Genomic DNA, 26018 nt, shown 5'->3' on the forward strand with positions numbered 1-26018 from the left:
CGCGGAGCGGTGGAAACCGGCCGCCGACCGGGCGCGCCGCACCACCGGTGTGCAAAGCTGTGCAGGCTTCGCGCAGGTGCGCGCAGCGGTCGGACGCGGTCGGACGTGGTCGGGAGGGCGGCGCGGGGTGTCCAGGTACGAGCGGTGGAACGCACTGCTGGAGCTGCTGGCCGAGCACGGACGGCTGGAGGTCGAGGAGGCCGCCGAGGCCCTGCAGGTCTCCGCCGCGACCATCCGCCGCGACCTCGACCAGCTCGCCCGCCAGCAGATGGTCACCCGCACCCGCGGCGGCGCCGTCGCCCACCACGTCTCCTACGACCTGCCGCTGCGCTACAAGACCGCCCGGCACGCCGACGCCAAGCAGCGGATCGGTGCCGCGGTCGCGGGCCTGGTCGCCCCCGGCGAGGTGGTCGGCCTGAACGGCGGCACCACCACCACCGAGGTCGCCCGGGCGCTCGCCGTCCGGCCCGAGCTCACCGAATCCCCCGAGGGCGGCGCCGGCCAGGGCCTCACCGTGGTCACCAACGCGCTCAACATCGCCAACGAACTGACCGTCCGTCCGCAGGTCAAGATCGTGGTCACCGGCGGCGTCGCCCGGCCGCAGTCCTACGAGCTGATCGGCCCGCTGGCCGGCCTGATGCTCGCCGAACTCGCGCTGGACGTCACGGTGCTGGGCGTCGACGCGATCGACGTCGAGCACGGCGCGACCGCCCACCACGAGGGCGAGGCCGGGGTGAACCGGCTGCTCGCCGAGCGCGCCCGCCGGGTCGTCGTCGCCGCGGACTCCTCCAAGCTCGGCCGCCGCGCCTTCGCCCGGATCTGCGGCCTGGACGCGATCGACACCCTGGTCACCGACTCCGGCGCCGACCAGGAGCTGACGCGGGCCTTCACGGAGGCCGGCGTCCAGGTGGTCACCGTCTGAACGCGCGGCCGGACTGTCCGGATTCGCCCGGTTCCGATTGCAGCCGGTGCAACGACGTCTGACACTTCGATAACTACCGCGCGAACAGGTCTGGACCACATGCGCGGGTGCTTGGGAGGGTGGCGCAGCTTCCCCTCCCGAAGGCGGTCCCCGCGTGAACACCCTCACCCGCACGAACCCGCTCCGCGCCGGTCGCGTCCTGGCGCCCGCACTTGTCCTCGTCCTCGCCACCGGGTGCGGCGCCTTCGGCTCCGGCGACGCCGACGGCGACGTCACGCTGCGCCTGGTCGCCGCCGACTACGGCGACAGCGAGGCCAACAGCACCTCGCACTTCTGGGGCGACGTGATCGGCCGCTTCGAGGAGGCCAACCCCGGCATCAAGGTCGAACTCGACCTGCAGAGCTGGAACGACATCGACAAGCGGGTCGCGAGCCTGATCGCCTCCGGCCGCACCCCGGACCTCGTGCAGACCGGCGGTTTCGCCGACCAGGTCGCCGCCGACCGGCTCTACCCGGCCACCGACGTCCTCTCCATCGACACCCAGGCCGGCATGATCGACGCGTTCTCCCGGGCCGGCCAGGTGCTCGGCAGCCAGTACGGCATCCCGTTCGTGGCCTCGACCCGGGTCTTCTTCTACAACAAGACCGTTTTCGCCAAGGCCGGCATCACCGCCCCGCCCACCACCTGGGACGAACTCCGCCGCGACGCCGAACTGATCAAGGCCAAGGTGCCCGGCGTCACCCCGTACGCGCTGCCGCTCGGACCCGAGGAGGCCCAGGCCGAATCCATGATCTGGGCCATGGGCGGGGGCGGCGGCCTCGCCGACAACGCCGGCAACTACACCTTCGACTCCCCGCAGAACAGGGCCACCTTCGCCTGGCTGCGCACCAACCTGGTCGAGAAGCACCTCACCTACGCCGACCCGGCCGCGACCGACCGCAAGACCGCCTTCAACGACTTCGCCGCCGGCAAGGTCGCGATGCTCAACGGCCACCCCGGACTGGTCGCCAAGGCCGTTGCCGCGAAGATCGACTACGGTACGGCGGCGATCCCGCGCAAGGACGCCACCGTCAAGCCCGCCACCTTCGGCGTCGCCGACTGGATGATGGCCTTCAAGGCCAACGGCCACCGCACCGAGCTCAAGAAGTTCCTCGGGTTCCTCTACCGCACCGACAACCAGCTCGCCTTCGACGAGCAGTACAACCTGCTGCCCGTCACCCAGGAGACCCGCACCGCGATGACCGGCAGCGGCCGCCACCGGGACCTCGCCGAATTCCTCAACGCCCTGCCGACCGCCAACTTCTACCCCTACGGCGACCCGTCCTGGGACAAGGTCAGCGGCCTGGTCAAGCAGCAGGTCGGCGCCGCGGTGAAGCGCGACGGCAACGACGCGCTCGCCGCCCTGCAGGCCGCCGCGGCCGCCGAGGCGGGCCGCAGCCGGCGCTGAGGGCCGGCCGCGGCCCCGGCCGGAGCCGACCTCAGGGCAGGGTGATCGCGTACGCCTTGCGGAGCGTCTCGTGCACCGTCCAGGTGGTGCGGTCGCCCGCGCGCAGCACGGCCGCGTCGCCCGGGCCCACCTCCAGGACGGGGCCGCCCTCGACCTCGATCGTCGCCCGGCCGCTCACCACCACGAACAGCTCGTCCGCCTCGGTGTCGGTCACCGTGCCCGGCGTGATCTGCCACAGGCCGCGCAGCTGCCGGCCGTCCGGCGAGGACCACAGCACCTTCCCGGTCACCTCGGGCGTGCCGGCGACGATCCGGTCGGGTTCGAGCGGCTCGGGTTCGAGCTCGGCGTCGGGGACGTGCAGTGCGAAGGTCATGGACCGACGCTAGCCGGGCCGGGCCGACGGCCGGGCGGGCAGAGTGTGTCGCACCGGGCGGGCAGAATGACACCTCGTAAGAGGAGGTGGACGATGGCCGCCCTGACCGAGCGGGACCGCGCGGTGCTCGCCCTGGAAGCCCGGCCCTGGCGCACGGCCGGCGCCAAGGAACGGGCGATCCGCGCCGAGCTCGACATCTCCGCGACCCGCTACTACCAGCTGCTCAACGCCCTGCTGGACAACCCGGCGGCGCTGGCCGCCGACCCGGTGCTGGTCAACCGGCTGCGCCGGATCCGCGAACGGCGGCGCGCCGAACGCTGACGGTGTCCGGCGCCCGAGCCTGGGTACCGTCCCGGACATGGGCATTCCTGAGCAGTTCACTCCGAGCACGGCCGCCGGGCGGGACGGCCTGGCGGCGCTGCTGGCCGCACCCGGCGAGGCCGTGGTGGCCCTCGACTTCGACGGCACCCTGGCACCGATCGTCGCCGACCCCACCGCCGCCCGCGCCCACCCCCGGGCCGCCGCCGTGCTCTCCGCGCTCGCACCCCGGGTCGGCGCCGTCGCCGTGGTCACCGGCCGGCCCGCCGCCGACGCGGTGGCCTACGGCGGCTTCGACGGCGTCCCCGGACTGGAGCACCTGACCGTCCTCGGGCAGTACGGCGCCGAGCGCTGGGACGCGCACACCGGGGCGCTCACCGCCCCCGAGCCGCCGGCCGGCGTGGCCGCGGCCCGCGCCGAGCTGCCCGCCCTGCTGGCCCGCGAAGGCGCCCCCGAGGGCACCTGGACGGAGGACAAGGGCCGCGCCCTCGCCGTGCACACCCGCCGCACCGCCGAACCGCAGCCCGCGATGGACCGGCTGCGCACCCCGCTGGCCGCGTTCGCGGCCGCGCACGGACTGGTCGTCGAACCCGGCCGGTTCGTCCTGGAACTGCGGCCGCCCGGCGTCGACAAGGGCGCCGCCCTGGAGGGGTTCCTCGCCGAGCACGCGGCCCGCACGGTGCTCTACGCCGGCGACGACCTGGGCGACCTCGCGGCCTTCGCCGCCGTCGAGAAGCGCCGCGGCGAGGGCCTGCCCGGCCTGCTGGTGTGCAGCGGGCCGACCACCGGGGAGGCCCCCGTGCGGGAGCTCGCCGACCGGGCGGACCTGGTCGTCCCGGGCCCGGCCGGCCTGGTCGACCTGCTCGCGGCCCTCGCCGCGGAACTGGGCTGAACCCCGGAGGGGCGCGGGGACCGCGCGATCGGGACGGGGCGACCGTGCGGGTCAGGGCTCGGCCCGTACCGTCGTGGTGCTTGATCCCGGACCGCGCGGTTCCCCGCGCCCCTCACGGGGTTCAGCCGAGGGCGTTGAGCTGGTCGAGGAACCACTGCTGCGGGGGCAGGGCGGTGGCCGCGGCGGCGAGCCGCTTGGTGCGGTCGGTGCGTTCCTCCGCGGGCATGGTCAGCCCCCGGTGGAGCGCCTCCGCGGTGGCGATCACGTCGTACGGGTTGACGGTGATCGAGTCCTCGGCGAGCTCGGCGAAGGCACCGGCCTCCCGGGACAGCACCAGCGCGCAGCCCGCGTCGGAGACCACCGGGACCTCCTTGGCGACCAGGTTCATGCCGTCCCGGATCGGGTTGACCAGGGCGACGTCGGCCAGCCGGTAGGCGGCCAGCGACCGCGGGAAGTCGTCGTTGACGTGCAGGATCAGCGGCTGCCAGTCGGGGGTGGCGAACTCGTCGTTGATCTCGCGGGCGATCCGCTGCACCGCCGCGGTGTACTCCCGGTACTCGGGCAGGTCGTGCCGGGACGGGTAGGCGAAGGCGATGTGCACCACCCGGTCCAGCCACTCGGGGCGGCTGCGCAACAGGTGCCGGTAGGCGAGCAGCCCGCGGACGATGTTCTTGCTGAGCTCGGTGCGGTCGACCCGCACGATCGTCCTCCGGTCGCCCACCGCCTCGCGGAGGGCGGCCAGCCGGGCGTCCACGTCCGGCCGGTGCGCGCGTTCGCGCAGGAAGTCGGCGTCGGCGCCGAGCCCGTGCACGCCGAGCCGGGTGGTGCGCCCGGCGTGGGTGACGGTGCGGGCCGCGCGGTCCACCTCGGCGCCGAGCACGGCCTCGCAGCAGTCGGCGAAGGCGAGCGCCCAGCGTTCGGTGAGGAAGCCGGCCCGGTCGGCCCCGAGGATGCCGGTGAGCACCTCGGCGGCGACGTCGTCGGGCAGCAGCCGGTAGTACTCGGGCGGGGCCCACGGGGTGTGCGAGAAGTGCCCGATCCGCAGGTCCGGGCGGAGCGTGCGGAGCAGCGCCGGGGCGAGCGAGAGGTGGTAGTCCTGCACCAGCACGGCGGCGCCCGGTGCGGCCTCGGCGGCGAGCGCCTCGGCGAAGGCGGTGTTGTACGCGGTGTAGGACTCCCACTCGCGGCGGAACCGGTCGTCGAAGACCGGCGAGACCGGGGTGTCGTACAGCAGGTGGTGGACGAACCACAGGGTGGAGTTGGCGATGCCGTTGTAGGCGCGGGCGAAGGTGCCGGGCTCGATGTCCAGCATCCGGACGGCCTGTCCGCCGACGTCGTGGCCGGCGAGGTCGAGCCGGCCGTCCGGCGCCTGCCGGGCGGCCGTCCGGTCGGCGTCGCCGAGGGCGGCGCAGACCCAGACCGCCGAGGGGTCGTCGATCGCGGAGAGCCCGGACACCAGGCCGCCGCCGCCTCTCTTCAGGGTGAGCGCGCCGTCGTCCCCGCTGCTGAAGGACACCGGGCCGCGGTTCGAGGCCACCAGAACGGGGGCGGCGCCGGACTGCTGCGTACGTTCGAACGCGAGATCGGCCATATCCCCTAGCTTGCCGCGCGACCGGTCCGGCAAACCATTCGGCGGCCCCGCGGGCCCCGCTCAGCGCGCGGTGTACTCCGGCACCGTGCGCATCGGCGGGCGCTCCAGCGCGGTCACCTCGTGGGTGTGGGCGGTGAAGCCCCGGGTGCCCGGGTCGCGGCTGAACTGGGTGAGCAGCGGGTGCACGAGGTCCTCGCCGGCCTTCAGCCGGTGGGTGCGGTCGAGCCGTTCCAGGGCCGTCCGGTAGATCGTGGCGGCCATCCGCCCGAGGGCCTGGCCGTCCTGGTGGCGGTGGTGCCGGACACCCACGTCGACCTGGGCCAGCGCGTCCAGCCCGACCTCCTCCAGGGCGTCCACCAGCAGGCCGAGCTCCACCCCGTACCCGGTCGGGAAGGGCAGCCGTTCCAACAGGGTGCGGCGGGCCGCGTACTCGCCGCCGAGCGGTTGGACGAAGCCGGACAGCTGCGGCCAGTGCAGGTTGATCAGCGGTCGGGCGACGAGCTCGGTGACCCGCCCGCCGCCGGCCGGCACCACCGCGCCCGCGGTCTCCAGCGGCCGGTCGTACATCGCCTTGACCAGCTGCAGCGCGGGGTCGGTGAGCAGCGGACCGACGATCCCGGTGACGAAGGCCGGGTCGAACTCGCGCAGGTCGGCGTCGACGAAGCAGACGATCGCGCCGGAGGTCGCCAGCAGCGACCGCCAGAGCACCTCGCCCTTGCCGGGGGCGGCCGGCAGCCGGGGCAGGATGTCGTCCCGGTGGACCACCCGGGCGCCCGCCGACCGGGCGGTCTCGGCCGTCCGGTCGACCGAGCCGGAGTCCACCACCACCAGCTCGTCGACCAGCGGGTGACGTTCCATCAACTCGCGGCGGACGGTGGTGACGATCTCCCCGACGGTGGGTTCCTCGTCGAGGGCGGGCAGCACCACGCTGACCGTTCCGGCGCTCCCCGCCGCCCGCTTGGCGACGAGCAGCCGCTCCACCGGGTAGTCCGCCGCCGCCCAGGAGCGGCGACGCAGCCAGGACGCGACCTCGGGGAGGACGTCGGGACGGGGCTGCTCGGTCACGGTCTCGCTCCTCGTAACTTCCATCTCGCGGATCGGACGCCGCCTCTCGGCGCCGGGGCCTTCGGATACAGTCTTCGTACTGCGGTCGAGCCTTCGCACGCCGGGGTCACCGCAGCGAACAACACACAACTTCACAGAGCTCATCCAGAGGGACTGAGGGAACGGCCCGTCGACGTCCCGGCAACCTTCTCGCAGCGGCGGTCGCAGGCCCCCCGCGGGACAGGTGCCAATTCCGGCCTGTGGCGCAACCGCGCCGCGGGGAAGATGAGGAGAGAGGCCTCCGCCACCATGGCTACCGCTACCCCTGCATCCGCTGCCACCGTCGACCTCGGTCCGGCCGCAGCGCTTTCCTGTCGCGAGTGCGGCACCCGCTTCCCGCTCGGCCCGAGCTTCGCGTGCCTGGAGTGCTTCGGCCCGCTGGAGATCGCCTACGACTTCGGCGGCTACGACGCCGCGGAGCTCCGCAAGCGCATCGAGGCCGGCCCGGCCAGCATCTGGCGCTACGCCCCGCTGCTGCCGGTGCCCGCCGACGTGGCCGGCAAGCCCAACCTCAACCCCGGCTGGACCCCGCTGGTCAAGGCGGACAACCTGGGCCGCGAGCTCGGCTTCACCGCCCAGCTGCACGTCAAGGACGACTCCGGCAACCCCACGCACTCCTTCAAGGACCGCGTGGTGGCCTGTGCGATCGAGGCCGCCCGCGCCTTCGACTTCACCACGCTCTCCTGCTCCTCCACCGGCAACCTGGCCGGCGCGGTCGGTGCCGCCGCGGCCCGGGCCGGGTTCAAGTCCTGCGTGTTCATCCCGCACGACCTGGAGCAGGGCAAGATCGTCATGGCCGGTGTGTACGGCGGCGCCCTGGTCGGCATCGACGGCAACTACGACGACGTGAACCGCTTCTGCTCCGAGCTGATCGGCGACCCGGCCGGCGAGGGCTGGGGCTTCGTCAACGTCAACCTCCGCCCGTACTACGGCGAGGGCTCCAAGACGCTGGCCTACGAGATCTGCGAGCAGCTCGGCTGGCGGCTGCCGGAGCAGATCGTGATCCCGATCGCCTCGGGCTCCCAGCTCACCAAGATCGACAAGGGCCTGCAGGAGCTGATCAAGCTCGGCCTGGTCGAGGACCGGCCGTACAAGGTCTTCGGCGCCCAGGCCGAGGGCTGCTCCCCGGTGTCCGCCGCCTTCAAGGCCGGCCACGACGTGATCCGGCCGGTGAAGCCGAACACCATCGCCAAGTCGCTGGCGATCGGCAACCCGGCCGACGGCCCGTACGTGCTCGACATCGCCCGCCGCACCGGCGGCGCGGTCGAGGACGTCACCGACGCCGAGGTGGTGGCCGCCATCAAGCTGCTGGCGCGCACCGAGGGCATCTTCGCGGAGACCGCGGGCGGCGTGACCGTCGGCGTCCTCAAGAAGCTGGTCGAGACCGGGCAGTTGGACCCGTCGAAGGAGACCGTCGCCATCAACACCGGTGACGGCCTGAAGACCCTCGACGCGGTCGCCGACGCCGGACTGACCGCCACCATCCGCCCGACGCTGGAGTCCTTCCGCGCCGCCGGCCTCGCCTGAGCAGCCCACCCCTTCCGCCAAGGAGCACCCATGAGCGCCACCGTCCGCATCCCGACCATCCTGCGCACCTACACCGGCGGTGCGGCCGAGGTCACCGCCGAGGGCGACACCCTGGCCGCCGTCGTCGCGGACCTGGAGCAGAACCACACCGGCATCTCCGCGCGCATCCTGGACGACGCCGGCAAGCTCCGTCGGTTCGTGAACGTCTACGTGAACGACGACGACGTCCGCTTCGCCGAGGGCCTGGAGACCGCGATCAAGGACGGCGCCACGGTGTCGATCATCCCCGCGGTGGCCGGCGGCTGCTGAGCCCCGCATTCTTCCCGCGGAGAGCCGCCGCCGGGACCGGAAAATCGCGTTCCGGTCCCGGCGGCGGCTCTCGCCGTGCCGGGTGCAATTCGACCGCCTGACGGGGAGTAGAGTTCGGGGCGGTGGCAGTACTCCCCTCCGCGCCGCCCGCCCTGATCAGCGCCAATACCCGGAATTGCACGCCCCGGCCCGGCCGGTCGGATCGTGTGCGCAAGGCTCCGGAACCGGTCGCGGGGACGTCCGCCCGCTGAGACGGGCCACGGACGGCACGGGGACGAACCTGTCAGGCAAGTGTCAGAATTCATGCGGCTATATGTCGTTTTCTGCCCGTTATGTCCGGCGTGAAATGCCGAGATCTGCGGCTTTCATCCCGTCATATCCCTTGTCATGGCTGCCGATTTCCCCGAAGTTGGGCCTGTTGCACAGGGCTCCTGTCCGGATACATTCAGCCGCGGTCGACGCATTCACCCGTCCGCCGGGCTCGGGAAGGGCCTCGGGCGGTGGTCTGCGGCGTGCAGGGCCGTGCCCAGGGGGGGTTCCCTCGGGCAGGCCCACCGGACCTGGGCCCGCAAAGACTGCGGACCCGTGAATGGCCAGCACAGCACAAGGGGAGTTCGGAATGGCTCAGGGCACCGTCAAGTGGTTCAACGCGGAGAAGGGCTACGGCTTCATCGCGGTCGACGGTGGTGCGGACGTGTTCGTCCACTACAGCGCGATCCAGATGGACGGCTACCGCACCCTCGAAGAGGGCCAGCGGGTCGAGTTCGAGATCTCCCAGGGGCAGAAGGGGCCGCAGGCGGACATGGTTCGTGCCGCCGCGGGCTGACCTTCGAAACCTGCGGAGCCCTCGGCTCGTCACGAGCTGGTCGGCGATTCTTCGCGACAGGCCCGTACGACACGTCGTACGGGCCTGTGCCGTGTCCGGAACCGGTGCGGCCGCGCCACGGGACACGGCGAACGGGCTTGCACTCGCCACCGGCGAGTGCTAATCATTGGCGTTAGCACTCACAGCTTGAGAGTGACAAGCGGACCGGGTCGGTGAGGCCCCGGCGAGCGGTAGGGGAAAGGACCCCCGCTCACAGGGCCGTCCGTCGCGGGCACCTCTGGTCCGAGCAGTCGACCGTGTCCCGGAGGACCACTTCAGATGGCCAAGATCATCGCTTTTGATGAGGAAGCTCGCCGCGGCCTTGAGCGCGGCATGAACCAGCTTGCCGACGCCGTCAAGGTCACGCTCGGCCCCAAGGGCCGCAACGTCGTCCTTGAGAAGAAGTGGGGCGCCCCCACGATCACCAACGACGGTGTCTCCATCGCCAAGGAGATCGAGCTCGAGGACCCGTACGAGAAGATCGGCGCGGAGCTCGTCAAGGAGGTCGCCAAGAAGACCGACGACGTCGCGGGTGACGGCACCACCACCGCCACCGTGCTCGCCCAGGCGCTCGTCCGCGAGGGTCTGCGCAACGTCGCCGCCGGCGCCAACCCGATGGCCCTGAAGCGCGGCATCGAGAAGGCCGTCACGGCCGTCTCCGACCAGCTGCTCGCCCAGGCCAAGGACGTGGAGACCAAGGAGCAGATCGCCTCCACCGCCTCCATCTCGGCCGCCGACACCCAGATCGGCGAGCTCATCGCCGAGGCGATGGACAAGGTCGGCAAGGAAGGCGTCATCACCGTCGAGGAGAGCAACACCTTCGGCCTGGAGCTCGAGCTCACCGAGGGCATGCGCTTCGACAAGGGCTACATCTCCGCGTACTTCGCCACCGACCTGGAGCGCATGGAGACCAGCTTCGAGGACCCGTACATCCTCATCGCCAACTCCAAGATCTCCTCGGTCAAGGACCTCCTCCCGCTGCTCGAGAAGGTCATGCAGAGCGGCAAGCCGCTCGTCATCATCGCCGAGGACGTCGAGGGCGAGGCCCTGTCGACCCTGGTCGTGAACAAGATCCGCGGCACCTTCAAGTCCGTCGCCGTCAAGGCCCCGGGCTTCGGCGACCGCCGCAAGGCCATGCTCGGCGACATCGCCATCCTCACCGGCGGCACGGTCATCTCCGAGGAGGTCGGCCTCAAGCTGGAGAACGCGGGCCTCGACCTGCTGGGCACCGCCCGCAAGGTGGTCATCACCAAGGACGAGACCACCATCGTCGACGGTGGCGGCGACAGCGAGCAGGTTGCCGGTCGCGTGAACCAGATCCGCGCCGAGATCGAGAACAGCGACTCGGACTACGACCGCGAGAAGCTCCAGGAGCGCCTCGCCAAGCTGGCCGGCGGCGTGGCCGTCATCAAGGCCGGCGCGGCCACCGAGGTGGAGCTCAAGGAGCGCAAGCACCGCATCGAGGACGCCGTCCGCAACGCGAAGGCCGCCGTCGAGGAGGGCATCGTCGCCGGTGGTGGCGTCGCGCTGCTGCAGGCCGGTGTCGCCTTCGACAAGCTGGAGCTGGAGGGCGACGAGGCCACCGGTGCCAACATCGTCCGCGTGGCGCTCGAGGCCCCGATCAAGCAGATCGCGACCAACGCCGGCCTCGAGGGCGGCGTCGTGGTGGAGAAGGTGCGCAACCTCCCCGCCGGCCACGGCCTGAACGCCGCCAGCAACGAGTACGTCGACCTCATCGCCGCGGGCATCATCGACCCGGCCAAGGTCACCCGCTCCGCGCTGCAGAACGCCGCCTCCATCGCGGCGCTCTTCCTCACCACCGAGGCCGTCATCGCCGACAAGCCGGAGAAGGCCTCCGCGGCCGCCGGCGGCGGCATGCCGGGCGGTGACATGGACTTCTGATCCTCCCGAGGATCGGCAAGCCCGGAACGCTCCGCGAGGGCGGTCTCCCCACACGGGGAGGCCGCCCTCGCGGCATTCCCCCCGCCGCTCACTCCTTCGTGGGACGCTGGGCCCATGACCGGATGGGGCACCTCGGACGATCCGTACGGTGACGACCACGAGCGTCGAACGGGAGACAGGAGGTCGGCGGTGGCTGCGATGTCGGTCGAGCCGGGGCGTCAGTGGGACTACCTGCTGAACACCTGGCTGGAGCTGGACGTCCCCGAGGGCTGGCGCGCGGAGATCGACGAGGGGGAGATCCGCTTGGTGCCGCCGCCCAACGTGGGCCACAACGTGATTGCCGGTGAGGTTCACCAGGCGCTGCTCGAATGCCTGCCGCGCGAGGTGGGCGTCTACCAGACCCTGGGGACGGAGATCGTTCCGCTGGAGAAGCTGTACGTGCCCGATCTGGTGGTGGTGGACAAGACACGCATGGTGGCACAGGAGGCGTCGATCGACGCGGCCGGCCTGCTGATGGCGGTGGAGATCACCTCGAAGCGCACCGCCCGGCTCGACCGCACGAAGAAGCTCTGGGCGTACGGCCACGCCCCCGTCCCGCTCTTCCTGCTGGTCGACCGGTTCGACGAGGAGGGGCCCACGGTCACCCTGTTCTCCGAGCCGGACCAGGGGCGGTACCAACGGGGTGTCCGCACGCCGTTCGGGCAGCCGGTCGAGCTGCCCGAACCGTTCGCGATCGCGTTGGCGACGGAGGGCTTCCCGGCCGACAAGTGAGCTGCGGGAGAATGGGCGGATGGCCAGTCCTGAGATCGAAGCCGCCCTGCACGGCGCCCGTGCGCTGATCCTCGCCGACCTGACCGCCCGGGACGTGGCGGACGCGACGGTGGTGTCCCTGGTGGAGGAGGCGGTGACGCACCGGCGGTGGTGGCTGGAGCAGTGGCCCGACGGCACCGGGTTCGTCCTCGGGCTGGTCGCCCAGGACGTCCAGGACGCCCTGCTGGAGGCGTACGGGCGCTGGCCGCTGTGTGCGGCCTGCGCCGCCGAGGACGACGACCTGCACGCGCTGAGCGTGGAGCCGGAACTCGGCCCGGACCCGCACTGGGTGTGCGGCAAGCGCGGCGTGGTGGTGGCTGCGGTCGGGGAGCTCTCGTGATCCTGGTGGACCCGCCGACCTGGCCCGGCCACGGCAGGTACTGGTCGCACCTGGTGAGCGACGTCAGCCTCGAAGAACTGCACGACTTCGCCGCGCGCCTCGGCGTGCCCGCGCGCGGGTTCGAGCGCGACCACTACGACATCCCGGCCGACCGGTACGAGCAGGCCGTCGCGCTCGGCGCCGAGCCGGTCGGCAGCAAGGAGCTGGTCGCCCGGCTCACCGCGGCCGGCCTGCGCCGCCGCAAGGTCAGCTCTCCAGGCTCCTGAGCTCCGCCGCGAGGTTGGCCCGGGCGGCGGCGTCGAACCGGGCCAGCGCCTCGGGCGTGCGGTAGAGCGCGGGCAGCTCCAGCAGCTGCCGCAGGATCGCCGCCCGCCCGGCCCGGAAGGCCTCCTCGGGGACGAAGGCGTACTCCTCGCGCACCGCCGCCGTGTAGGCCGCGTACCGCTCCGGGCCGGATCCGAGGACCGCGAGGTCGGCGTCGCAGAGCACCTCGCCGTTCCGGTCGCCCGGCTCGCAGCCGTGACCCGCCGTCAGCCGCACCAGCCGGGCCGTCTCGGCGACCAGGTCCTCGGCCAGCCCGGCCTCGCGCAGTGCCCGGACGGCCAGTCGGGCGCTGCGCTCCTCGTTCTCCGAGCGGTCCGGGCGGTAGACCGCGTCGTGGAACCAGGCGGCCAGCCGCACCGCGTCGGCGTCCTGCGCCCGCTCGGCCAGCGTGTCCACGTGGCCGAGGACGGCGGCCAGGTGCTCCACCGTGTGGTACTTGCGCTGCGGCTCCGACCAGCGGGTCAGCAGGTCCCGCCCGTACGGCTCCGGGTCCACCGCCGCCCCGCAGCGGCGCAGCAGTTCGTTCCAACGGTCGAGCAGCGCATCGGTCATGACGTCCATTCTGCTCCGGACCGGATTCGACGGTTCGCCGGACACCATATGTCGGTGACCGGTATATGTAGTCGACATGACGGAACGAAGCATGCAGGAGCCCACGCTGCTCCTGCTCACCGCGCTGGCGGACGCGCCCCGGCACGGCTACGCCCTGATCCAGGAGATCGACGCCATCTCCGGCGGTCGGGTCCGGATGCGCACCGGCACCCTCTACGGCGCCCTCGACCGGCTGCTCCAGCAGGGACTGATCGAGGTCGACCGCGAGGAGGTGGTGGACGGCCGGGCCCGCCGCAGCTACGCGCTCACCGGCGCCGGCCGGCAGGTGCTGGCCGCCGAGGCCGCGCGGCTGCGCGCCGTGGCGGCCGAGGCGGAGCGCCGGATGGCCGCCGCCGCCCCGAAGCCGAACCCGAGGGTCAGGGTGGCCTTCGCATGACGACACGTCCGTTCACCGCCGCGATGCGGCTGTACCCCGCCGCCTACCGCACGGAGCGCGGCCCCGAACTCGCCGCCGTCTACGCGGACACCACGGCCGGCGCCGGGCGCCTCGCCGCCGCCCGCGAACTGGCCGGCATAGCCGGGTACGGCCTGCGGCTGCGGACCGGGCTGACCTCGGCCGCCCCCGGCGGGCGTTTACTGGCCACCGCCGCACCGCTGGTCCTCGCGGCGGGGATCGGGACGGCCGTCCCCGACTTCCTGATGCTGGTGCTGGAGAACAGGTGGGGGGCGCCCGTGCCCGGCGACGACAGGTGGCTGTTCCTGCTCGTCGCCGTCGGCCAGCTCGCGGCCGCCGCCGCGGGCCTCGCCGGCCGGTGGGCCGCCGCCCGGTTGCTGGTGCTGCCGGTGGTCCTCGGCGTCGCCGGGCTGGCGTACCTGCGGATCGGCCACGCGCTGAGCCCGGCCCACCCCCGGTTCGACGCCGCCACGGTCGTGTGGCTGGGGGCGACCCTGCTGCCGCCGCTGATCTGGTCCGCCCTGCTGCCGGCCGCGCCGCCCGACCTGCTGCCCCGGCCGTCCGTGCGCCGCATGCTCGGCGCCGCGGCCCTCGCCGCCGCCTCGCTGGAGCTGTACTCCGAGTTCAGCCCCCTCCTGCACGGCGGCCCGGAGGCGTTCCTGCTGCCGCCGCTGCTCTCCGCGGCGCTGATCGCGCTCGGTCTGGCGACCGCCTCCCGCGGCCGCGTCCTGCCGGTCGCCGTCGTCCTGGCGCTGGTGCCCGCGATGGCGGGCGAGACCCTCGGGCAGCTGTCCGTGGTGTTCGGCGATCTGCGCTCGTCGGAGCTGGTGCTCGCCGCCGCCGCGGGCGTGGCCGCGTCCGTCGCCCTGCTGGTCCGCCGAGGCCGTTCCGCGGAGCTGCCGCCGGCCGTCGGCTGAGCGAACGGGGAGGGGGGCTCGCCCGGCGGGCCCCCCATGTGGCAGGGTACGCATATGTCTAGACCAATTGTCGAAGTCATCGCGCTGACCGCCCAGGACGCCCGGGCCGCCGAGTCCGGCGGCGCAGACCGGCTCGAGCTGGTCACCGACATGGCCGCGGACGGGCTCACCCCGTCGGTGGCCGACTTCGCCGGGATCCGGGCGGCGGTCTCCCTGCCGCTGCGCGTGATGCTGCGCATCCGCGACGGCTTCACCCCCGGTGACCTGGACGACCTGCTCGCCCGGACGTCAGCGCTGCGCGCCGAGGGGGCCGAGGAGTTCGTCTTCGGCTTCCTCGACCCGCAGGGCGAGGTCGACCTGGCCGCCACCGCGGCCGTCGCCGAGGCCGTGGCCGGCTGCCCGTGGACCTTCCACCGCGCACTCGACCACAGCGCCGACCGGGCGGGCGTCCGGGCCGCGGTCTCCGCACTGCCCGGCCTGGACACCTTCCTCACCTCGGGCGCCCCGGCCGGTGTCGACGCCGGCCAGGGCGTCCTGGAGGGCGAGCTCGCCAAGGACGGCGAGCCCGGCTACACCCAGCGGATCCTGGTCGGCGGCGGCCTGCGGGCCGACCACGTGCCGGGCCTCAAGGCGGCCGGGTTCGACGCCTTCCACATCGGCGGCGCCGCCCGGGTGGACGGCTGGACGACCCCTGTCGACCCGGCCAAGGTGGCCGCCTGGCGCACCCTGGCCGACGCCTGACGCCTGACGCCTGACGCCTGAGGCCTGACGCCCGACGCCGGACACCCGGTGCCGGGCGTCCGGTGCCCGCGCGGTCAGACCAGCCGGTCCGGCAACGGAGCCGAGTGCAGCACCTGCAGTCCGGAGACCGCCCGGGTGAGCGCCACGTACAGCCGGCGCAGCCCCGTCCGCTCGTCGGGCTCGCCGGCCACCACCTCGGCGGGCTCGTCGAGCACCACGTAGTCGTACTCCAGACCCTTGGCCAGCGAGGCCGGCACCAGGGTCAGCCGGGCCTCCGCGGTGGTCTCCACACCCGGCTCGACGAACGGCAGGCCGGCCTCGGCCAGCGCCTCGGCGAACAGCGGGATCCGGGCGTCCGCGGCGATCAGACCGGTCGAGCCCTCGTGGCCGAGCGCGGCCCGGCAGGCCGCCACCACCTCCGTGACGTGGTCGCCGGTCACCCGACGGACCGTCAGCGACCCGGGCGCCTCGCGGACCGAGGACGCCGGCGCCAGCCCCGGTGCGATGGCGGGCAGCAGCCGCGAGGCGTACGCGATGACCTCCTCCGGCACCCGGAAGCCCTGGGTGAGCTCCTCGATGTGCGCGTCCGACTTGCCGAGGTGGCGCAGCGCCTCCGGCCAGTCGGCGGTCGCCCACGGGGTGGTGCCCTGGGCGAGGTCGCCGAGGACGGTCGCCGAACCGGTCGAGCAGCGCCGGCCCACCGCGCGGTACTGCATCGGCGAGAGGTCCTGCGCCTCGTCGAGCACCACGTGGCCGAGCGAGGGGGTGCGCTGCACCAGGTCGGTGGCCTCGTCCACGAGCACCGCGTCGGCCGCCGACCAGCGGGCGGTCCTCGGCGAACGGGCGGGCTTCTCCCAGAGGATCGTCCGCTGTTCCTCCTCGGTCAGCAGGCCGTCCGCGCAGCGGGCGAGGAAGTCGGCGTCCGAGAGCAGCCGGTGCACCAGCTTCACCGGGTCGGCCGGCGGCCAGCAGGCCTTCACCACGGCCTTGACCGCGGTGTTGCGGGCCACCGCGTCCTGCACCCGGTCGTCCGGCGCCTCCCCGGACTGCTCCATCTTCACCAGGACGGCGTGCGCGATCCGCTGCGGCAGCGCCTCGGCGGCGGCCCCGTAGCGGATCTCCCGGCCCTGCAGCTCCTCGATGATCCCGGTGAGTTCGTACGCCGGGACGCGCCAGCGCCGGGCGCCGCGGACGACCACGCACGGCTCGGTCGGCAGCGTGATGCCCGAGCGGACCGCCCGCTTCAGCACCTCCGCCATCCGCGCGTCGCCCTTCACCAGGGCGGCCGCGGCGGAGTCCTCGCCGCGCACCTCCACGTGCCCGACCAGCTGCTGCACGGTCGCCTGGGCGACGTCCAGCTCGCCGAGCGCGGGCAGCACCTGCTCGATGTACTGCAGGAAGGAGTCGTTCGGGCCGATCACCAGCGTGCCGGTGCGGGCGAGGCGCTCCCGGTGCGCGTACAGCAGGTAGGCGACACGGTGCAGGCCGACGGCGGTCTTGCCGGTGCCCGGGGCGCCCTGGACGCAGACCGTGCCCGAGACGTCGGCGCGGACGATCTCGTCCTGCTCCGGCTGGATGGTGGCGACGATGTCGCGCATCGGGCCGACGCGCGGCTTCTCGATCTCCGCCGCGAGCAGCGCCGAGCGGGTGTCGCCCTCGGCCGGGTCGGTGAGGTGCTCGTCCTCGTACGCCGTCAGTTCGCCCGCCGTGTAACCGAACCGGCGGCGCCGCTCGACGTCCATCGGGTCCTTGCGGCTGGCGCGGTAGAACGGCTGCGAGACCGGCGCCCGCCAGTCGATCACCATCGGGTCGCCGTCGGCGTCGTGCACGTGCCGGCGGCCGATGTAGAACCGCTCGCCGGTGCCGCCCTCCGCGAGTTCCTCGCTGATCGCGTGCAGGTAGTCGAGGCGGCCGAAGAACAGCGGGGTGTGCGCCAGGTCGGCGAGCGCGGCGATCCGCTGCTGGATCTGGTTGTGCAGTACGGCGGCCGACACCCAGGTGCCGGTCACGTCGCGGAGGTCCAGCGACTCGACGTCCTCGCGCATGGCGCGCAGGGCGGCGCGCGAGGAGGCCAGGTGGTCCCGCTCGCGCTGCAGCGGATCGGTGCCGGCGGCAGCGGCGTCGGTGGTGGGGGAGTGCACGGCGAACCTTCCCGGCTGCCCCGCCCGCGCACGCAGGCGCGGGGGCAGCGGACTCATGGTGGTAGCTCACGGCAGAGGAACACCGGCCGGTTGCCGACCGGCCGGACCTCCCCCGGCTGCCGCACGACGGGGCACCGCGGTTCGGGAGGGGGCAGACCGGCGATCATAGACCGCTCCCGGCGGCCGCACCAAACATTTCGCACACTTCCGGCCCAAGGCCGGTCTCAGGGTTGCCACCGCCGATCCTCGGGGTCGCCCTACGCCTGGAGGACGACGTCCGAGGCCCGCGGAAACGGACTTCGGGCCGATGCGCCCGAATGGCCGAAAACCTACGGTGGAAGCATGAGGAACAGAACACAGCACGCAGCAGACCGCCGCTCCGCCGACCGCCCCGACCAGGACGACCACCGCCACCGCGGCCCGGTGGCGAAGGCCGTCCGCAACGTCGGCATCATGCTCGACACCGCCGCCCGGGTGGTCTTCCTCGGCCGCGACGGCGTCTCCTACTGACCGCGCGCCCGACCCCGAGCCCGACCCCGAGCCCGGCCCCGAGCCCGGCCGCCGGCCGGGCCCGTACGCCTCAGACGTCGTCCGCGTCGACGATCCGGTACGCGTAGCCCTGCTCGGCCAGGAAGCGCTGCCGGTGCGCCGCGAAGTCCTGGTCCACGGTGTCCCGGGCGACGACCGAGTAGAAGTGCGCCATGTGCCCGTCCGCCTTGGGCCGCAGCACCCGGCCGAGCCGCTGCGCCTCCTCCTGGCGGGAGCCGAACGTCCCCGACACCTGGATGGCCACGGTGGCCTCCGGCAGGTCGATCGAGAAGTTCGCCACCTTGGAGACCACCAGCACGGAGATCTCCTTGTTCCGGAACGCTTCGAACAGCTTCTCGCGCTGCGCGTTGGTCGTCTCGCCCTTGATCACCGGCGCGCCGAGCACCTCGCCCAACTCGTCCAGCTGGTCGATGTACTGACCGATGATCAGCGTCTGGTCCTTCTCGTGCTTGCGGACCAGCGACTCCACCACCCGCCGCTTGGTCGCCGTGGTCGAGCAGAACCGGTACCGCTCCTCCGGCTCGGCGGTCGCGTACGCCAGCCGCTCCGAGTCGGAGAGCGTCACCCGCACCTCGACGCAGTCCGCGGGCGCGATGTAGCCCTGCGCCTCGATCTCCTTCCACGGCGCGTCGAAGCGCTTGGGGCCGATCAGCGAGAACACGTCGCCCTCGCGGCCGTCCTCGCGCACCAGCGTCGCCGTCAGGCCGAGGCGGCGGCGGGCCTGCAGGTCCGCGGTGAACTTGAACACCGGGGCCGGCAGCAGGTGCACCTCGTCGTACACCACCAGGCCCCAGTTGCGGGCGTCGAACAGCTCCAGGTGCGGGTAGACGCCCTTCCGGCGGGTGGTCATCACCTGGTACGTGGCGATGGTGACCGGCCGGATCTCCTTGCGGGTGCCGCTGTACTCGCCGATCTCGTCCTCGGTCAGCGAGGTGCGCTTCACCAGCTCGTGCTTCCACTGCCGGGCCGAGACGGTGTTGGTCACCAGGATCAGCGTGGTCGACTTGGCCTCCGCCATCGCCGCCGCGCCGACCAGCGTCTTGCCCGCGCCGCAGGGCAGCACCACCACGCCGCTGCCGCCGTGCCAGAAGCCCTCGACCGCCTGCTTCTGGTACGGGCGCAGCTGCCAGCCGTCCTCCTCCAGGTGGATCGGGTGGGCCTCGCCGTCCACGTAGCCGGCGTGGTCCTCGGCGGGCCAGCCGAGCTTCAGCAGCACCTGCTTGATCTGGCCGCGCTCCGAGGGGTGCACGACCACGGTGTCCGGGTCGAGCCGGGTGCCGACCAGCGGGGCGATCTTCTTGGAGCGGAGCACCTCCTCCAGCACCGGCCGGTCGGTGGTGGACAGGACGAGGCCGTGCACCGGGTGCTTCTGCAGCTGCAGCCGGCCGTAGCGGGCCATGGTGTCGGCGATGTCCACCAGCAGGGCGTGCGGCACCGGGTAGCGGGAGTGGCTGACCAGCGCGTCCACCACCTGCTCGGCGTCGTGGCCGGCCGCCCGGGCGTTCCACAGGCCGAGCGGGGTCACCCGGTAGGTGTGCACGTGCTCCGGGGCGCGCTCCAGCTCGGCGAACGGGGCGATGACGCGCCGGCAGTCCGCCGCCCTCGGGTGGTCGATCTCCAGCAGAAGCGTCTTGTCGCTCTGGACGATGAGCGGTCCGTCGTTCACGCGGGCAACCCTCCGTGGTCGTGTCGCAGACTTTCCAGTGTCCCGCACCCGGGCGGTGCCGGGTGACCGGGCGGCCGCAGCCTCGTTGGTCAGGGCATGAACAAGCCGAACCGCCTCCTCGCCGGCCTCGCCCTCTCCGGCGCGGCCTTCGCCACCGTCCTCGGCGCGAGCCCCGCGCAGGCCGCCGAGCCCGGCCTCGACCAGGTCGCCGACATGGGCCAGCCCGGCGGCCTGCTGGGCGCCACCGCGTTCACCGCGACCGGACTGCTGACCGGGGTGCAGCCCAAGATCCCCGACCCGCAGTCCTTCGTGGAGCAGGCCAAGCAGCAGAAGGCCGAGCAGGACGCCAAGGCCGCCCAGGGCCACTGACCCGGGCCGTCAGGCCTGGTCGTCGACCTCGGCCACCCCGGTGATCCGGTGCAGGGCGAAGGTCCGCACCTCGTCCGCGTGGTGGTCGTACGCGGTGACGAAGCCGCCCTCCACCTTCACCGGGTCGACCACCCGCTGGGAGGCGATGCCCTCGGCGTTGATGTAGCCGATCCACATCCGCTCGCCGAGCAGCACCGCGGTCTGCAGCGCGGCCAGCGTGTCGGCGGCCGCGGTGCGCGGCAGCTGCCGCAGGTCGGTGCGGGCCGGACCGGACTGCGGCAGGAGCGCGGCCGGTCCGGCCACCGTCTCCCGGCGGACGGCGGTGGCCGCCCGGTCGCCGGCCCTGATCGCCTTCACCGCCGCGCCGAGCAGCGCGTCGTCGGGGCGCGGCGGCCCGTCCGGCACCGGCACGGGCGCACTGCGCGGCGGGGTCCGCCGGCTGTCCGGACGGGTGATCAGCACATCGCCCTCGGCCGACTCCGCGGCCGGCGCGTAGCCCATCCCCCGGAGCACCGCGAGCAGCGTGTCCGGCGGTGCCTGCGCGGCCAGCACCGTCGGCGCCAGCAGCCGCAGCCGCAGCTCCGCGGCACGGCGGTCCGCCAGCACCTCGTTCAGCAGCTGCGGGTCGTCGCAGCGCAGGTACGAGGAGGCCGCCCCGACCCGCAGCACGCCGTGCCGTCGGGCCACGTCGTCGATCAGGTAGTCGAGCGGCTGCGGCACCGGGGTCCGCGAGTGCTGCGCGAGGAAGGCGTGCAGGTCGGACGCCGTGCGGCCGGCGTCCAGCGCCCGCCGCACGGATTCCGAGGTGAACCGGTACACCGTCGCCCCGCCCTTGGACTCGATGTCCGCGCAGAGCGCCAGCGCCTGGGAGAGCGGGGTGAGCAGCGGCCCGGGCGCGATCGCCGTCAGATCGGGCTGCAGGATCACGTGGTCCAGCGGCTTCGGCAGCAGCGGGTCCAGCACGGCCGCCGGGTCGCCGCCCGCCAGCAGCGCCCGGGCGGCCGCGCACAGCGCGCCGCGGCCGGTGATGCCGAGCAGCTCGGCCTCCTGCAGCGTCCAGTCGGTGAGGTGCTCGCGCAGGTCGCGGCCGTCCGGCCCGGTGGCGCCGCCGCGCAGCGGGCGCTGCCAGCGCAGCGCCGGCAGCAGCCGCTCGGCCCCGGCCGTGCCGCCCGGCGGCAGTTCGGCCAGCAGCTCCAGCACGGCCCGGCGGACGGACGGCGCCAGGGTGCGGTCGAGCTCCGGGCCGAGGGCCGCCCGCGGCCTGCCCTTGGCGTCCGGGCTGCCGGTCAGCCCGGCCACCCGGGTGGCGGCCGTCCAGCCCCGGACGAGCACCTCCCACCGCTCGGCGACCGAGTCCTGCAACCAGCCGTCGTACGCCGGGGTGGGCGCCCAGTGCTCGTCCGCCTCGCCGTCGGGGGCGAGCAGCCCGGCGCCGTAGGCGAGTTCCAGCCAGAACGCGGCGACCTGCTCCGAGCAGTCCAGGGCGAGCGCGGTCCGCTTGAGGTCGCGGACACCGAGCCCGCCGGCCCGCAGGGTGGGCGGCGGCTGCAGCCCCCAGCCCTCCAACAGCTCCTCGACGGTCCGCACCGCGGTGTACGCCTGCCCGGCCGCGGTCGCCTCCACCGTGGCCGGGTCCCGGTCGGCGGCGGACTCCACGACCGGCGGCGCCGGCTCCACCGCGCGGTGGCTGCGCCCGCCGCGCAGGTGCAGGGCGAGCTCGCGGGGCAGCACCACCGAGCCGGGGCCGGACGGCAGCAGCATGCCGCGGGCGAGCAGCCACTCCAGCGGGGTGTGCGCCTGCTCGGCGGTGACCGGGCGGGCCGCGTCCGGCAGGGTGCCGGTCGGCGGGCCCCAGACCAGCCGGTCCAGCAGGGCGAGCGCGGGCGGCGGCGCCTGCTCCAGCAGCGCCGCGCAGCGCTTGCGGTCGGCGAACAGCCCGGCCAGGGCGGCCACCGCGGTCACCGGGTCGGGCGTGGCCGGCAGCCCGGCCCCGGCCAGCAGCTCCTGCAGCCGGGCCGGCGACATGCCGACGGTGGCCTCCGACACCGTCGGGCCGAGCCCCGTCCGGCCCGGGTTGGCCGCGCTCGGCGCCAGGGCCTCCCGGACGGCCAGCACCAGGCGCAGCGCCGAGTCGGGCCCCCACAGCAGCGCCCGGGCCCGGAGCGTCTCCAGCGCCCCGGGCAGGGCGGCGGTGACGGCGGCGCGGTCCACCGGATCGGCGCCGGGGTGCGGCTTCACCCGGGCCGGGCCGGCCAGCAGGTTGCGGACGACGGTGTCGCCGGTGGCGTCCGGTGCGGCGGCGAGCGCCTCGGCGACCTGCAGGGTGAACCGGTCGAGGCGTTCCAGCGCGCGCAGCGCCGAGGCCCGGCTGGAGAGCCGCGCGGAGAGCTGGGTCAGGTCCCCGGGCACCGGGTTCAGCAGGTCGGGCCGTGCGCGCAGCAGCCCGGAGAGGGCCTCGTCGCTGCTGGCGCGGAGCTCCTCGGCGAGCGTGCGGGGTGCGGCGGCGGCCCGGGCGCGGGACGGTCCGCTCTGCTGGGTGGTCATCCGACCCAGACTAGTCCGCCCTCCTCACCCGGGCCCAGTGCCGAACGGCGCCCGGTCCGGGGAGGGCCGGAGCACGACGGCGGGCGGCCGGTGTCCGGCGACGGCGGCGCCTCTCGCCCGCGCGGCCCGCCAGTCGGTACCGTCAGCGGTGGGCGGGCCGGTGAGCGAGTGGGGTGCGGGACATGGCGGACGTCGGGGCGGACGGCGGGACGGACGGAACGGCGGACGGCGCCGGACGGGGCGGCGGGGGCGGCCGCCGGGCCGGCGGCGAATGGTGGCGGTCCGAGCAGCCGTGGCGGGTGATCGGCCCGCCGCGTCCGGCCGCCGACGACACCCCGGCCGCGACCGCGGGCCCGGCCGACGAGCAGAGCGTCTACGCCGCCGACGGCACGCCCGCCGCGGAGCCGCCGCGGGCCGCACCGGCCGGCCCCGCGGACGGCCTGCTCCCCGGCGGCCCCGGCGGCGGGCTCAACCTCCCCGGCTGGGAGGTGGTGCAGTACCCGGACGGCGTCGACCTGCTCGGCCATCGGACGGCCGACCTCCCCGCCCCGCGCGCCGAGGCCGAGGCCGCGGCGGCGGCCGTCGCCCCGGCACCGGAGGCACCCGCCGCCCCGGCCCGGGTCAGGCTCCGCAAGGGCCGCGGCCGCAAGGACGCCGGGGACGCCGGGGGAGCCGGAGGCGCGGACCCCGCCGCCGGCGCCGCCCCGAAGGCGGACCCGGCCGGGAAGGACGGCCTGCTCGCCGGCCGCCGCCCCTCCCCGCTGCTGCTGTTCGCCGCGGCCGCCCTGCTGGCCGGCGCCGCGACCGGGCAGCTGCTGGCGATGCTGCTCGGCTGGGGCGCCGCCTACCTCTCCCGGCAGTTCTCCGACCTCGCCCGCAAGACCGTGGTGCTCGGCATCCCGCTGGCCACCATGTTCGGCTCCGCGGTCTGGTACTGGGGCCGCACCAAGGGCCGCTGGGGGCAGCCGCTCGCCGAGGGCGCGGCGATGAACCACGCGGTCTGGACGGCCGCCCCCGACGTGCTCCGGGCCGCCGCCGTGATCACCGCGGCCGCCCTCCTCGTGGTGACGCTGCGCCGCCGCAAGGCGGCCGGCTGACCGGCCGCCGCGGCGCTCAGCCGCCGAGGAAGCGCTGCAGCTCGCCGAGCACCAGGTTGGCCCCGGTGTAGCCGACGCCCTGGAACCACAGCCCGTCCTCCACCGGGAAGGCCCGGTGCGCCCGGACGGCGCCCAGCGCGAGCCAGGCCGGGCTGCGCAGCACCGCCGTCGTCCCGGCCCGCTCCGGGTCGCCGTAGGTGGCGTAGAAGAGGAAGTCGGCGTCGGCGCGGGCGAGCTGGTCGAGCGGTAGGTCGATCTCGTCCTGGTCGGTGTTCTGCGCGTCGGGGCGCCCGAGGCCGACGTCGGCGAGGACGCTGCCGAGCCAGCTCTGCCGCCCGTAGGTGCGGATGCCCGGCGGTGGGCCCTCGACGAAGCGCAGCACGCTGATCCGGCGGCCGCCCGACCCGGCGTCCCGGATCGCCCTGGTGGCGCGCTCGGTGTGCCGGCGGTACTCGGCGGTGACGGCGGCGGCCTGCTCCCGGCGGCCCAGCGTCTGGGCGTGCAGCTGGAAGTTGTCCTTCCAGGGCGGGCCGGGCGCGCGGCTGAACACGGTCGGGGCGATCCGCTGCAGCTCGGCCAGCCGGGCGCCGTCCCGGGCCTGGCTGCCGAGGACGACCTGCGGCTCGACCGCGCGGATCCGCTCCGGGTCGGGGCTGCCGGTGTCGCCGACGTAGGCGATGCCGCCGAGGCGGGAGGCCGGCCAGTAGTCCGGCAGGCCCTGGTCGAGCGCGGAGCGGGTGGCGCCGACCGGGGTGATGCCGAGGGTCATCGCCGAGTCCAGCTCGGGGGTGCCGAGCACCACCACGCGGATCGGGCCGCCCGGTACGGTGACCGGCCCGGTCGCGGTGGTCACCGTGGTGCTCGGGGTGGGCCGCGGGACGGGGCTGCCGGTCGCCGAGCCCTCGGCGCCGGACGCGGCGGGGGCGGCACCGCGGACGGCGGGCCGGGTGCACCCGGCCACGGCGGTGCCGACGCTCGCGGCGATCGCGGTCAGGACCGCCCGGCGGGTCGGCCGGTGGGGCATCGGGACCTCCCGGAGGTCGGGCATGTGCGTCCGATTATGAACGGAATGCCCGATCCTTCTGAGGAGCCGTCACCCAGCCGCGGCCGGGATCAGCGCGGGTCGGTGAGGTGTTCGCCCAGCCAGCCCAGCGAGGCGGGGAGCATGCGCGACCAGGTGTTGAAGTTGTGGCCGCCGGTGGCCAGGGTGATCGAGGAGACCTTCGTCTGCCCGCCCTTGGCGGCGGCGACGAACTTCTCGGTGCTGTCGTAGTAGTCGCCGTCGCCCTCGCGGCTGCCGCCGACGAGCAGCGAGACCGCAGGCCGGGGCCGGTGGGTGAGCCGCCAGGTCAGGTCGGCGTCCTCGCGGCGGTGGGCGTCGCCGCCGAAGAGGTCCCCGGTCGTGGCGTCCTCGGCCGCCTTGTAGTACCCGGAGAGGGAGACCGCGGCGGAGAACACGTCCGGGCTGCGCAGCGCCAGCTTGAGGGCGCAGTAGCCGCCGGTGGAGTTGCCGATCGCACCGAAGCTGCCGGGGCCGTCGGCCACCCGGTAGGCGGCCCGGATCGCGGCGGGCACGTCGGCGGTGAAGTAGGTCGCCGCCTTCGGACCGCCCGGCACGTCCTCGCACTCGGTGTCCCGCGGCATCGCCGGTGAGGGCCGCATCAGCACCAGCACCGTCGGCTTCATCCTGCCCTCGCGGATCAGCTGCAGCTCGGTGCCGGGGTAGTTCAGCTTGGTGATCAGGTTCTTGGCGTCGCCGGGGAAGCCGGTGATGGCGATCGCGGCGGGGAAGCGCTTGTCCTTGTACTCCGGCTGGAAGTACTGCGGCGGCAGGTACACGTAGCCGTCGGTGGCCAGGCCGGTGGAGGCGCCGGGGATGCGGATCCGCTCCAGTTTGCCGACCTGCGCCGCGTCCCGGCCGACGGTGTTGGTGCCGCGGACGTTCTCCGCGGACAGCCGCTGCACCCCGTGCGCCCGTCCGTCCAGCCGGTTCTGGATCGTCACCGGGCCCTGGTCACCGGTGCCCAGCAGGTCGTCCCAGCTGCTGTAGAAGGCGAAGTAGTTGTTGGCCAGCAGGCCGAGGGTGCACATCACCGCCAGCTGCGTGCCGACGATGGTGCCGATCCGCCCCAGTACGGCAGCCCACGTCCGCTCGGCCAGCCGTGGCCAGAGCCAGACCGTGCCCGCGATCGCCGCCACCGCCACCAGTGCGGACAGCGCCAGCACTTTGTGGCTGGTGAGTCCCATTCTCCGCTCCCCCGTAA

Annotated in this window: 26 protein-coding genes and 1 riboswitch; of the genes, 17 read left to right on the plus strand and 9 right to left on the minus strand. The window is 74.0% G+C overall.

Going from position 1 to position 26018, the window contains the following annotated elements:
* The first annotated feature begins 127 nt into the window (after nucleotides 1-127).
* Nucleotides 128-922 (plus strand): DeoR/GlpR family DNA-binding transcription regulator, encoded by a 795-nt coding sequence (locus tag AB0O09_RS08580; protein WP_344622553.1) that lies wholly within the window; start codon nucleotides 128-130, stop codon nucleotides 920-922.
* Nucleotides 923-1076: 154 nt separating this feature from the next.
* On the plus strand, nucleotides 1077-2369 hold the full coding sequence (locus tag AB0O09_RS08585; protein ID WP_363540801.1) for an extracellular solute-binding protein: 1293 nt from the start codon (nucleotides 1077-1079) through the stop codon (nucleotides 2367-2369).
* Nucleotides 2370-2400: 31 nt separating this feature from the next.
* Here the strand turns inward: AB0O09_RS08585 and AB0O09_RS08590 are convergent, their stop codons facing one another.
* Complete coding sequence (locus AB0O09_RS08590) at nucleotides 2401-2742, minus strand: cupin domain-containing protein (RefSeq protein ID WP_363540802.1); 342 nt, start codon at nucleotides 2740-2742, stop codon at nucleotides 2401-2403.
* 93 nt (nucleotides 2743-2835) lie between these two features.
* On the opposite strand from AB0O09_RS08590, the gene AB0O09_RS08595 reads away from it, so the two are divergent.
* Nucleotides 2836-3063, plus strand: a complete 228-nt coding sequence (locus AB0O09_RS08595; protein ID WP_363540803.1) for a DUF3263 domain-containing protein — start codon at nucleotides 2836-2838, stop codon at nucleotides 3061-3063.
* Between the two features lie 37 nt (nucleotides 3064-3100).
* A complete protein-coding gene (gene otsB / locus AB0O09_RS08600; protein WP_363540804.1) occupies nucleotides 3101-3952 on the plus strand; it encodes a trehalose-phosphatase in 852 nt (283 codons plus the stop codon).
* A 121-nt stretch (nucleotides 3953-4073) separates the two neighbouring features.
* Here otsB and AB0O09_RS08605 read toward each other — a convergent pair whose 3' ends face one another.
* Nucleotides 4074-5543 (minus strand): trehalose-6-phosphate synthase, encoded by a 1470-nt coding sequence (locus AB0O09_RS08605; RefSeq protein WP_363540805.1) that lies wholly within the window; start codon nucleotides 5541-5543, stop codon nucleotides 4074-4076.
* Nucleotides 5544-5603: 60 nt separating this feature from the next.
* Nucleotides 5604-6608, minus strand: coding sequence for a glucosyl-3-phosphoglycerate synthase (locus tag AB0O09_RS08610; protein WP_363540806.1), 1005 nt, complete (start codon nucleotides 6606-6608; stop codon nucleotides 5604-5606).
* Between the two features lie 137 nt (nucleotides 6609-6745).
* Nucleotides 6746-6879: riboswitch (SAM riboswitch) on the plus strand.
* A gap of 17 nt (nucleotides 6880-6896) precedes the next feature.
* Here AB0O09_RS08610 and thrC point away from each other — a divergent pair.
* The 7 genes from thrC (at nucleotide 6897) to AB0O09_RS08645 (ending at nucleotide 12666) form a co-directional block, all read left to right on the plus strand.
* Nucleotides 6897-8174: a threonine synthase gene (gene thrC, locus AB0O09_RS08615; RefSeq protein ID WP_344622547.1), complete on the plus strand. Its 1278-nt coding sequence runs from the start codon at nucleotides 6897-6899 to the stop codon at nucleotides 8172-8174.
* 30 nt (nucleotides 8175-8204) lie between these two features.
* Entirely contained in the window at nucleotides 8205-8483 is a 279-nt protein-coding gene (locus tag AB0O09_RS08620; protein ID WP_095873584.1) for a MoaD/ThiS family protein, read from the plus strand.
* Nucleotides 8484-9102: 619 nt separating this feature from the next.
* The gene (locus AB0O09_RS08625; RefSeq protein WP_030235075.1) at nucleotides 9103-9309 is read left to right on the plus strand and encodes a cold-shock protein; all 207 of its coding nucleotides are present in this window, start codon (nucleotides 9103-9105) and stop codon (nucleotides 9307-9309) included.
* 318 nt (nucleotides 9310-9627) lie between these two features.
* Nucleotides 9628-11250, plus strand: coding sequence for a chaperonin GroEL (gene groL, locus AB0O09_RS08630; protein ID WP_363540807.1), 1623 nt, complete (start codon nucleotides 9628-9630; stop codon nucleotides 11248-11250).
* Nucleotides 11251-11448: 198 nt separating this feature from the next.
* Nucleotides 11449-12021: a Uma2 family endonuclease gene (locus AB0O09_RS08635; protein WP_363540897.1), complete on the plus strand. Its 573-nt coding sequence runs from the start codon at nucleotides 11449-11451 to the stop codon at nucleotides 12019-12021.
* A 19-nt stretch (nucleotides 12022-12040) separates the two neighbouring features.
* Nucleotides 12041-12400, plus strand: a complete 360-nt coding sequence (locus AB0O09_RS08640; protein ID WP_363540808.1) for a hypothetical protein — start codon at nucleotides 12041-12043, stop codon at nucleotides 12398-12400.
* The gene (locus AB0O09_RS08645) at nucleotides 12397-12666 is read left to right on the plus strand and encodes a DUF4031 domain-containing protein (protein ID WP_363540809.1); all 270 of its coding nucleotides are present in this window, start codon (nucleotides 12397-12399) and stop codon (nucleotides 12664-12666) included. The genes AB0O09_RS08640 and AB0O09_RS08645 overlap by 4 nt, the downstream gene beginning before the upstream one ends.
* On the opposite strand, the gene AB0O09_RS08650 is transcribed toward AB0O09_RS08645, so the two are convergent.
* Nucleotides 12647-13276 (minus strand): hypothetical protein, encoded by a 630-nt coding sequence (locus AB0O09_RS08650; protein ID WP_363540810.1) that lies wholly within the window; start codon nucleotides 13274-13276, stop codon nucleotides 12647-12649. The genes AB0O09_RS08645 and AB0O09_RS08650 overlap by 20 nt on opposite strands.
* Before the next feature lie 76 nt (nucleotides 13277-13352).
* On the opposite strand from AB0O09_RS08650, the gene AB0O09_RS08655 reads away from it, so the two are divergent.
* The 3 genes from AB0O09_RS08655 to AB0O09_RS08665 are packed head-to-tail and all read left to right on the plus strand — an operon-like array spanning nucleotide 13353 to nucleotide 15388.
* Nucleotides 13353-13712 carry a PadR family transcriptional regulator gene (locus tag AB0O09_RS08655; protein WP_363540811.1) on the plus strand — a complete coding sequence of 120 codons (360 nt, stop codon included), beginning with the start codon at nucleotides 13353-13355 and terminating at the stop codon, nucleotides 13710-13712.
* Nucleotides 13709-14647: a hypothetical protein gene (locus AB0O09_RS08660; RefSeq protein WP_363540812.1), complete on the plus strand. Its 939-nt coding sequence runs from the start codon at nucleotides 13709-13711 to the stop codon at nucleotides 14645-14647. Before AB0O09_RS08655 ends, AB0O09_RS08660 begins: the two co-directional genes overlap by 4 nt.
* Before the next feature lie 54 nt (nucleotides 14648-14701).
* Nucleotides 14702-15388 (plus strand): copper homeostasis protein CutC, encoded by a 687-nt coding sequence (locus tag AB0O09_RS08665; protein WP_363540813.1) that lies wholly within the window; start codon nucleotides 14702-14704, stop codon nucleotides 15386-15388.
* A 74-nt stretch (nucleotides 15389-15462) separates the two neighbouring features.
* On the opposite strand, the gene AB0O09_RS08670 is transcribed toward AB0O09_RS08665, so the two are convergent.
* Entirely contained in the window at nucleotides 15463-17529 is a 2067-nt protein-coding gene (locus AB0O09_RS08670; RefSeq protein ID WP_363540814.1) for an AAA family ATPase, read from the minus strand.
* Between the two features lie 342 nt (nucleotides 17530-17871).
* On the opposite strand from AB0O09_RS08670, the gene AB0O09_RS08675 reads away from it, so the two are divergent.
* On the plus strand, nucleotides 17872-18039 hold the full coding sequence (locus AB0O09_RS08675) for a hypothetical protein (protein WP_344622538.1): 168 nt from the start codon (nucleotides 17872-17874) through the stop codon (nucleotides 18037-18039).
* 70 nt (nucleotides 18040-18109) lie between these two features.
* Here the strand turns inward: AB0O09_RS08675 and AB0O09_RS08680 are convergent, their stop codons facing one another.
* Complete coding sequence (locus tag AB0O09_RS08680; protein ID WP_363540815.1) at nucleotides 18110-19744, minus strand: DNA repair helicase XPB; 1635 nt, start codon at nucleotides 19742-19744, stop codon at nucleotides 18110-18112.
* Nucleotides 19745-19840: 96 nt separating this feature from the next.
* Here AB0O09_RS08680 and AB0O09_RS08685 point away from each other — a divergent pair, with 96 nt between their 5' ends.
* Nucleotides 19841-20113, plus strand: coding sequence for a hypothetical protein (locus AB0O09_RS08685; protein WP_030268854.1), 273 nt, complete (start codon nucleotides 19841-19843; stop codon nucleotides 20111-20113).
* Nucleotides 20114-20122: 9 nt separating this feature from the next.
* On the opposite strand, the gene AB0O09_RS08690 is transcribed toward AB0O09_RS08685, so the two are convergent.
* Nucleotides 20123-22657 (minus strand): helicase C-terminal domain-containing protein, encoded by a 2535-nt coding sequence (locus AB0O09_RS08690; protein ID WP_363540816.1) that lies wholly within the window; start codon nucleotides 22655-22657, stop codon nucleotides 20123-20125.
* Between the two features lie 182 nt (nucleotides 22658-22839).
* Between AB0O09_RS08690 and AB0O09_RS08695 the strand changes: the two genes are divergently transcribed.
* Complete coding sequence (locus AB0O09_RS08695) at nucleotides 22840-23754, plus strand: hypothetical protein (protein ID WP_363540817.1); 915 nt, start codon at nucleotides 22840-22842, stop codon at nucleotides 23752-23754.
* A 16-nt stretch (nucleotides 23755-23770) separates the two neighbouring features.
* Here AB0O09_RS08695 and AB0O09_RS08700 read toward each other — a convergent pair whose 3' ends face one another.
* On the minus strand, nucleotides 23771-24802 hold the full coding sequence (locus AB0O09_RS08700; RefSeq protein ID WP_363540818.1) for an iron-siderophore ABC transporter substrate-binding protein: 1032 nt from the start codon (nucleotides 24800-24802) through the stop codon (nucleotides 23771-23773).
* 65 nt (nucleotides 24803-24867) lie between these two features.
* Entirely contained in the window at nucleotides 24868-26001 is a 1134-nt protein-coding gene (locus tag AB0O09_RS08705; protein ID WP_363540819.1) for an alpha/beta hydrolase-fold protein, read from the minus strand.
* Nucleotides 26002-26018: the final 17 nt, after the last annotated feature.

The sequence above is a fragment of the Kitasatospora sp. NPDC093679 genome (assembly GCF_040683455.1).
In the GTDB taxonomy this organism is placed as follows: domain Bacteria; phylum Actinomycetota; class Actinomycetes; order Streptomycetales; family Streptomycetaceae; genus Kitasatospora; species Kitasatospora arboriphila.

Bases quoted from the DNA above. Each gene is read 5' to 3' on its own strand.
- AB0O09_RS08640 (WP_363540808.1), top strand. From the start codon at position 12,041: ATGGCCAGTCCTGAGATCGAAGCCGCCCTGCACGGCGCCCGTGCGCTG.
- AB0O09_RS08655 (WP_363540811.1), top strand. From the start codon at position 13,353: ATGACGGAACGAAGCATGCAGGAGCCCACGCTGCTCCTGCTCACCGCG.
- AB0O09_RS08665 (WP_363540813.1), top strand. From the start codon at position 14,702: ATGTCTAGACCAATTGTCGAAGTCATCGCGCTGACCGCCCAGGACGCC.
- AB0O09_RS08595 (WP_363540803.1), top strand. From the start codon at position 2,836: ATGGCCGCCCTGACCGAGCGGGACCGCGCGGTGCTCGCCCTGGAAGCC.
- AB0O09_RS08650 (WP_363540810.1), bottom strand. From the start codon at position 13,276: ATGACCGATGCGCTGCTCGACCGTTGGAACGAACTGCTGCGCCGCTGC.
- AB0O09_RS08690 (WP_363540816.1), bottom strand. From the start codon at position 22,657: ATGACCACCCAGCAGAGCGGACCGTCCCGCGCCCGGGCCGCCGCCGCA.
- AB0O09_RS08695 (WP_363540817.1), top strand. From the start codon at position 22,840: ATGGCGGACGTCGGGGCGGACGGCGGGACGGACGGAACGGCGGACGGC.
- AB0O09_RS08660 (WP_363540812.1), top strand. From the start codon at position 13,709: ATGACGACACGTCCGTTCACCGCCGCGATGCGGCTGTACCCCGCCGCC.
- AB0O09_RS08705 (WP_363540819.1), bottom strand. From the start codon at position 26,001: ATGGGACTCACCAGCCACAAAGTGCTGGCGCTGTCCGCACTGGTGGCG.
- AB0O09_RS08685 (WP_030268854.1), top strand. From the start codon at position 19,841: ATGAACAAGCCGAACCGCCTCCTCGCCGGCCTCGCCCTCTCCGGCGCG.
- thrC (WP_344622547.1), top strand. From the start codon at position 6,897: ATGGCTACCGCTACCCCTGCATCCGCTGCCACCGTCGACCTCGGTCCG.
- AB0O09_RS08700 (WP_363540818.1), bottom strand. From the start codon at position 24,802: ATGCCCGACCTCCGGGAGGTCCCGATGCCCCACCGGCCGACCCGCCGG.
- AB0O09_RS08605 (WP_363540805.1), bottom strand. From the start codon at position 5,543: ATGGCCGATCTCGCGTTCGAACGTACGCAGCAGTCCGGCGCCGCCCCC.
- groL (WP_363540807.1), top strand. From the start codon at position 9,628: ATGGCCAAGATCATCGCTTTTGATGAGGAAGCTCGCCGCGGCCTTGAG.
- AB0O09_RS08675 (WP_344622538.1), top strand. From the start codon at position 17,872: ATGAGGAACAGAACACAGCACGCAGCAGACCGCCGCTCCGCCGACCGC.
- otsB (WP_363540804.1), top strand. From the start codon at position 3,101: ATGGGCATTCCTGAGCAGTTCACTCCGAGCACGGCCGCCGGGCGGGAC.
- AB0O09_RS08635 (WP_363540897.1), top strand. From the start codon at position 11,449: ATGTCGGTCGAGCCGGGGCGTCAGTGGGACTACCTGCTGAACACCTGG.
- AB0O09_RS08620 (WP_095873584.1), top strand. From the start codon at position 8,205: ATGAGCGCCACCGTCCGCATCCCGACCATCCTGCGCACCTACACCGGC.
- AB0O09_RS08625 (WP_030235075.1), top strand. From the start codon at position 9,103: ATGGCTCAGGGCACCGTCAAGTGGTTCAACGCGGAGAAGGGCTACGGC.
- AB0O09_RS08590 (WP_363540802.1), bottom strand. From the start codon at position 2,742: ATGACCTTCGCACTGCACGTCCCCGACGCCGAGCTCGAACCCGAGCCG.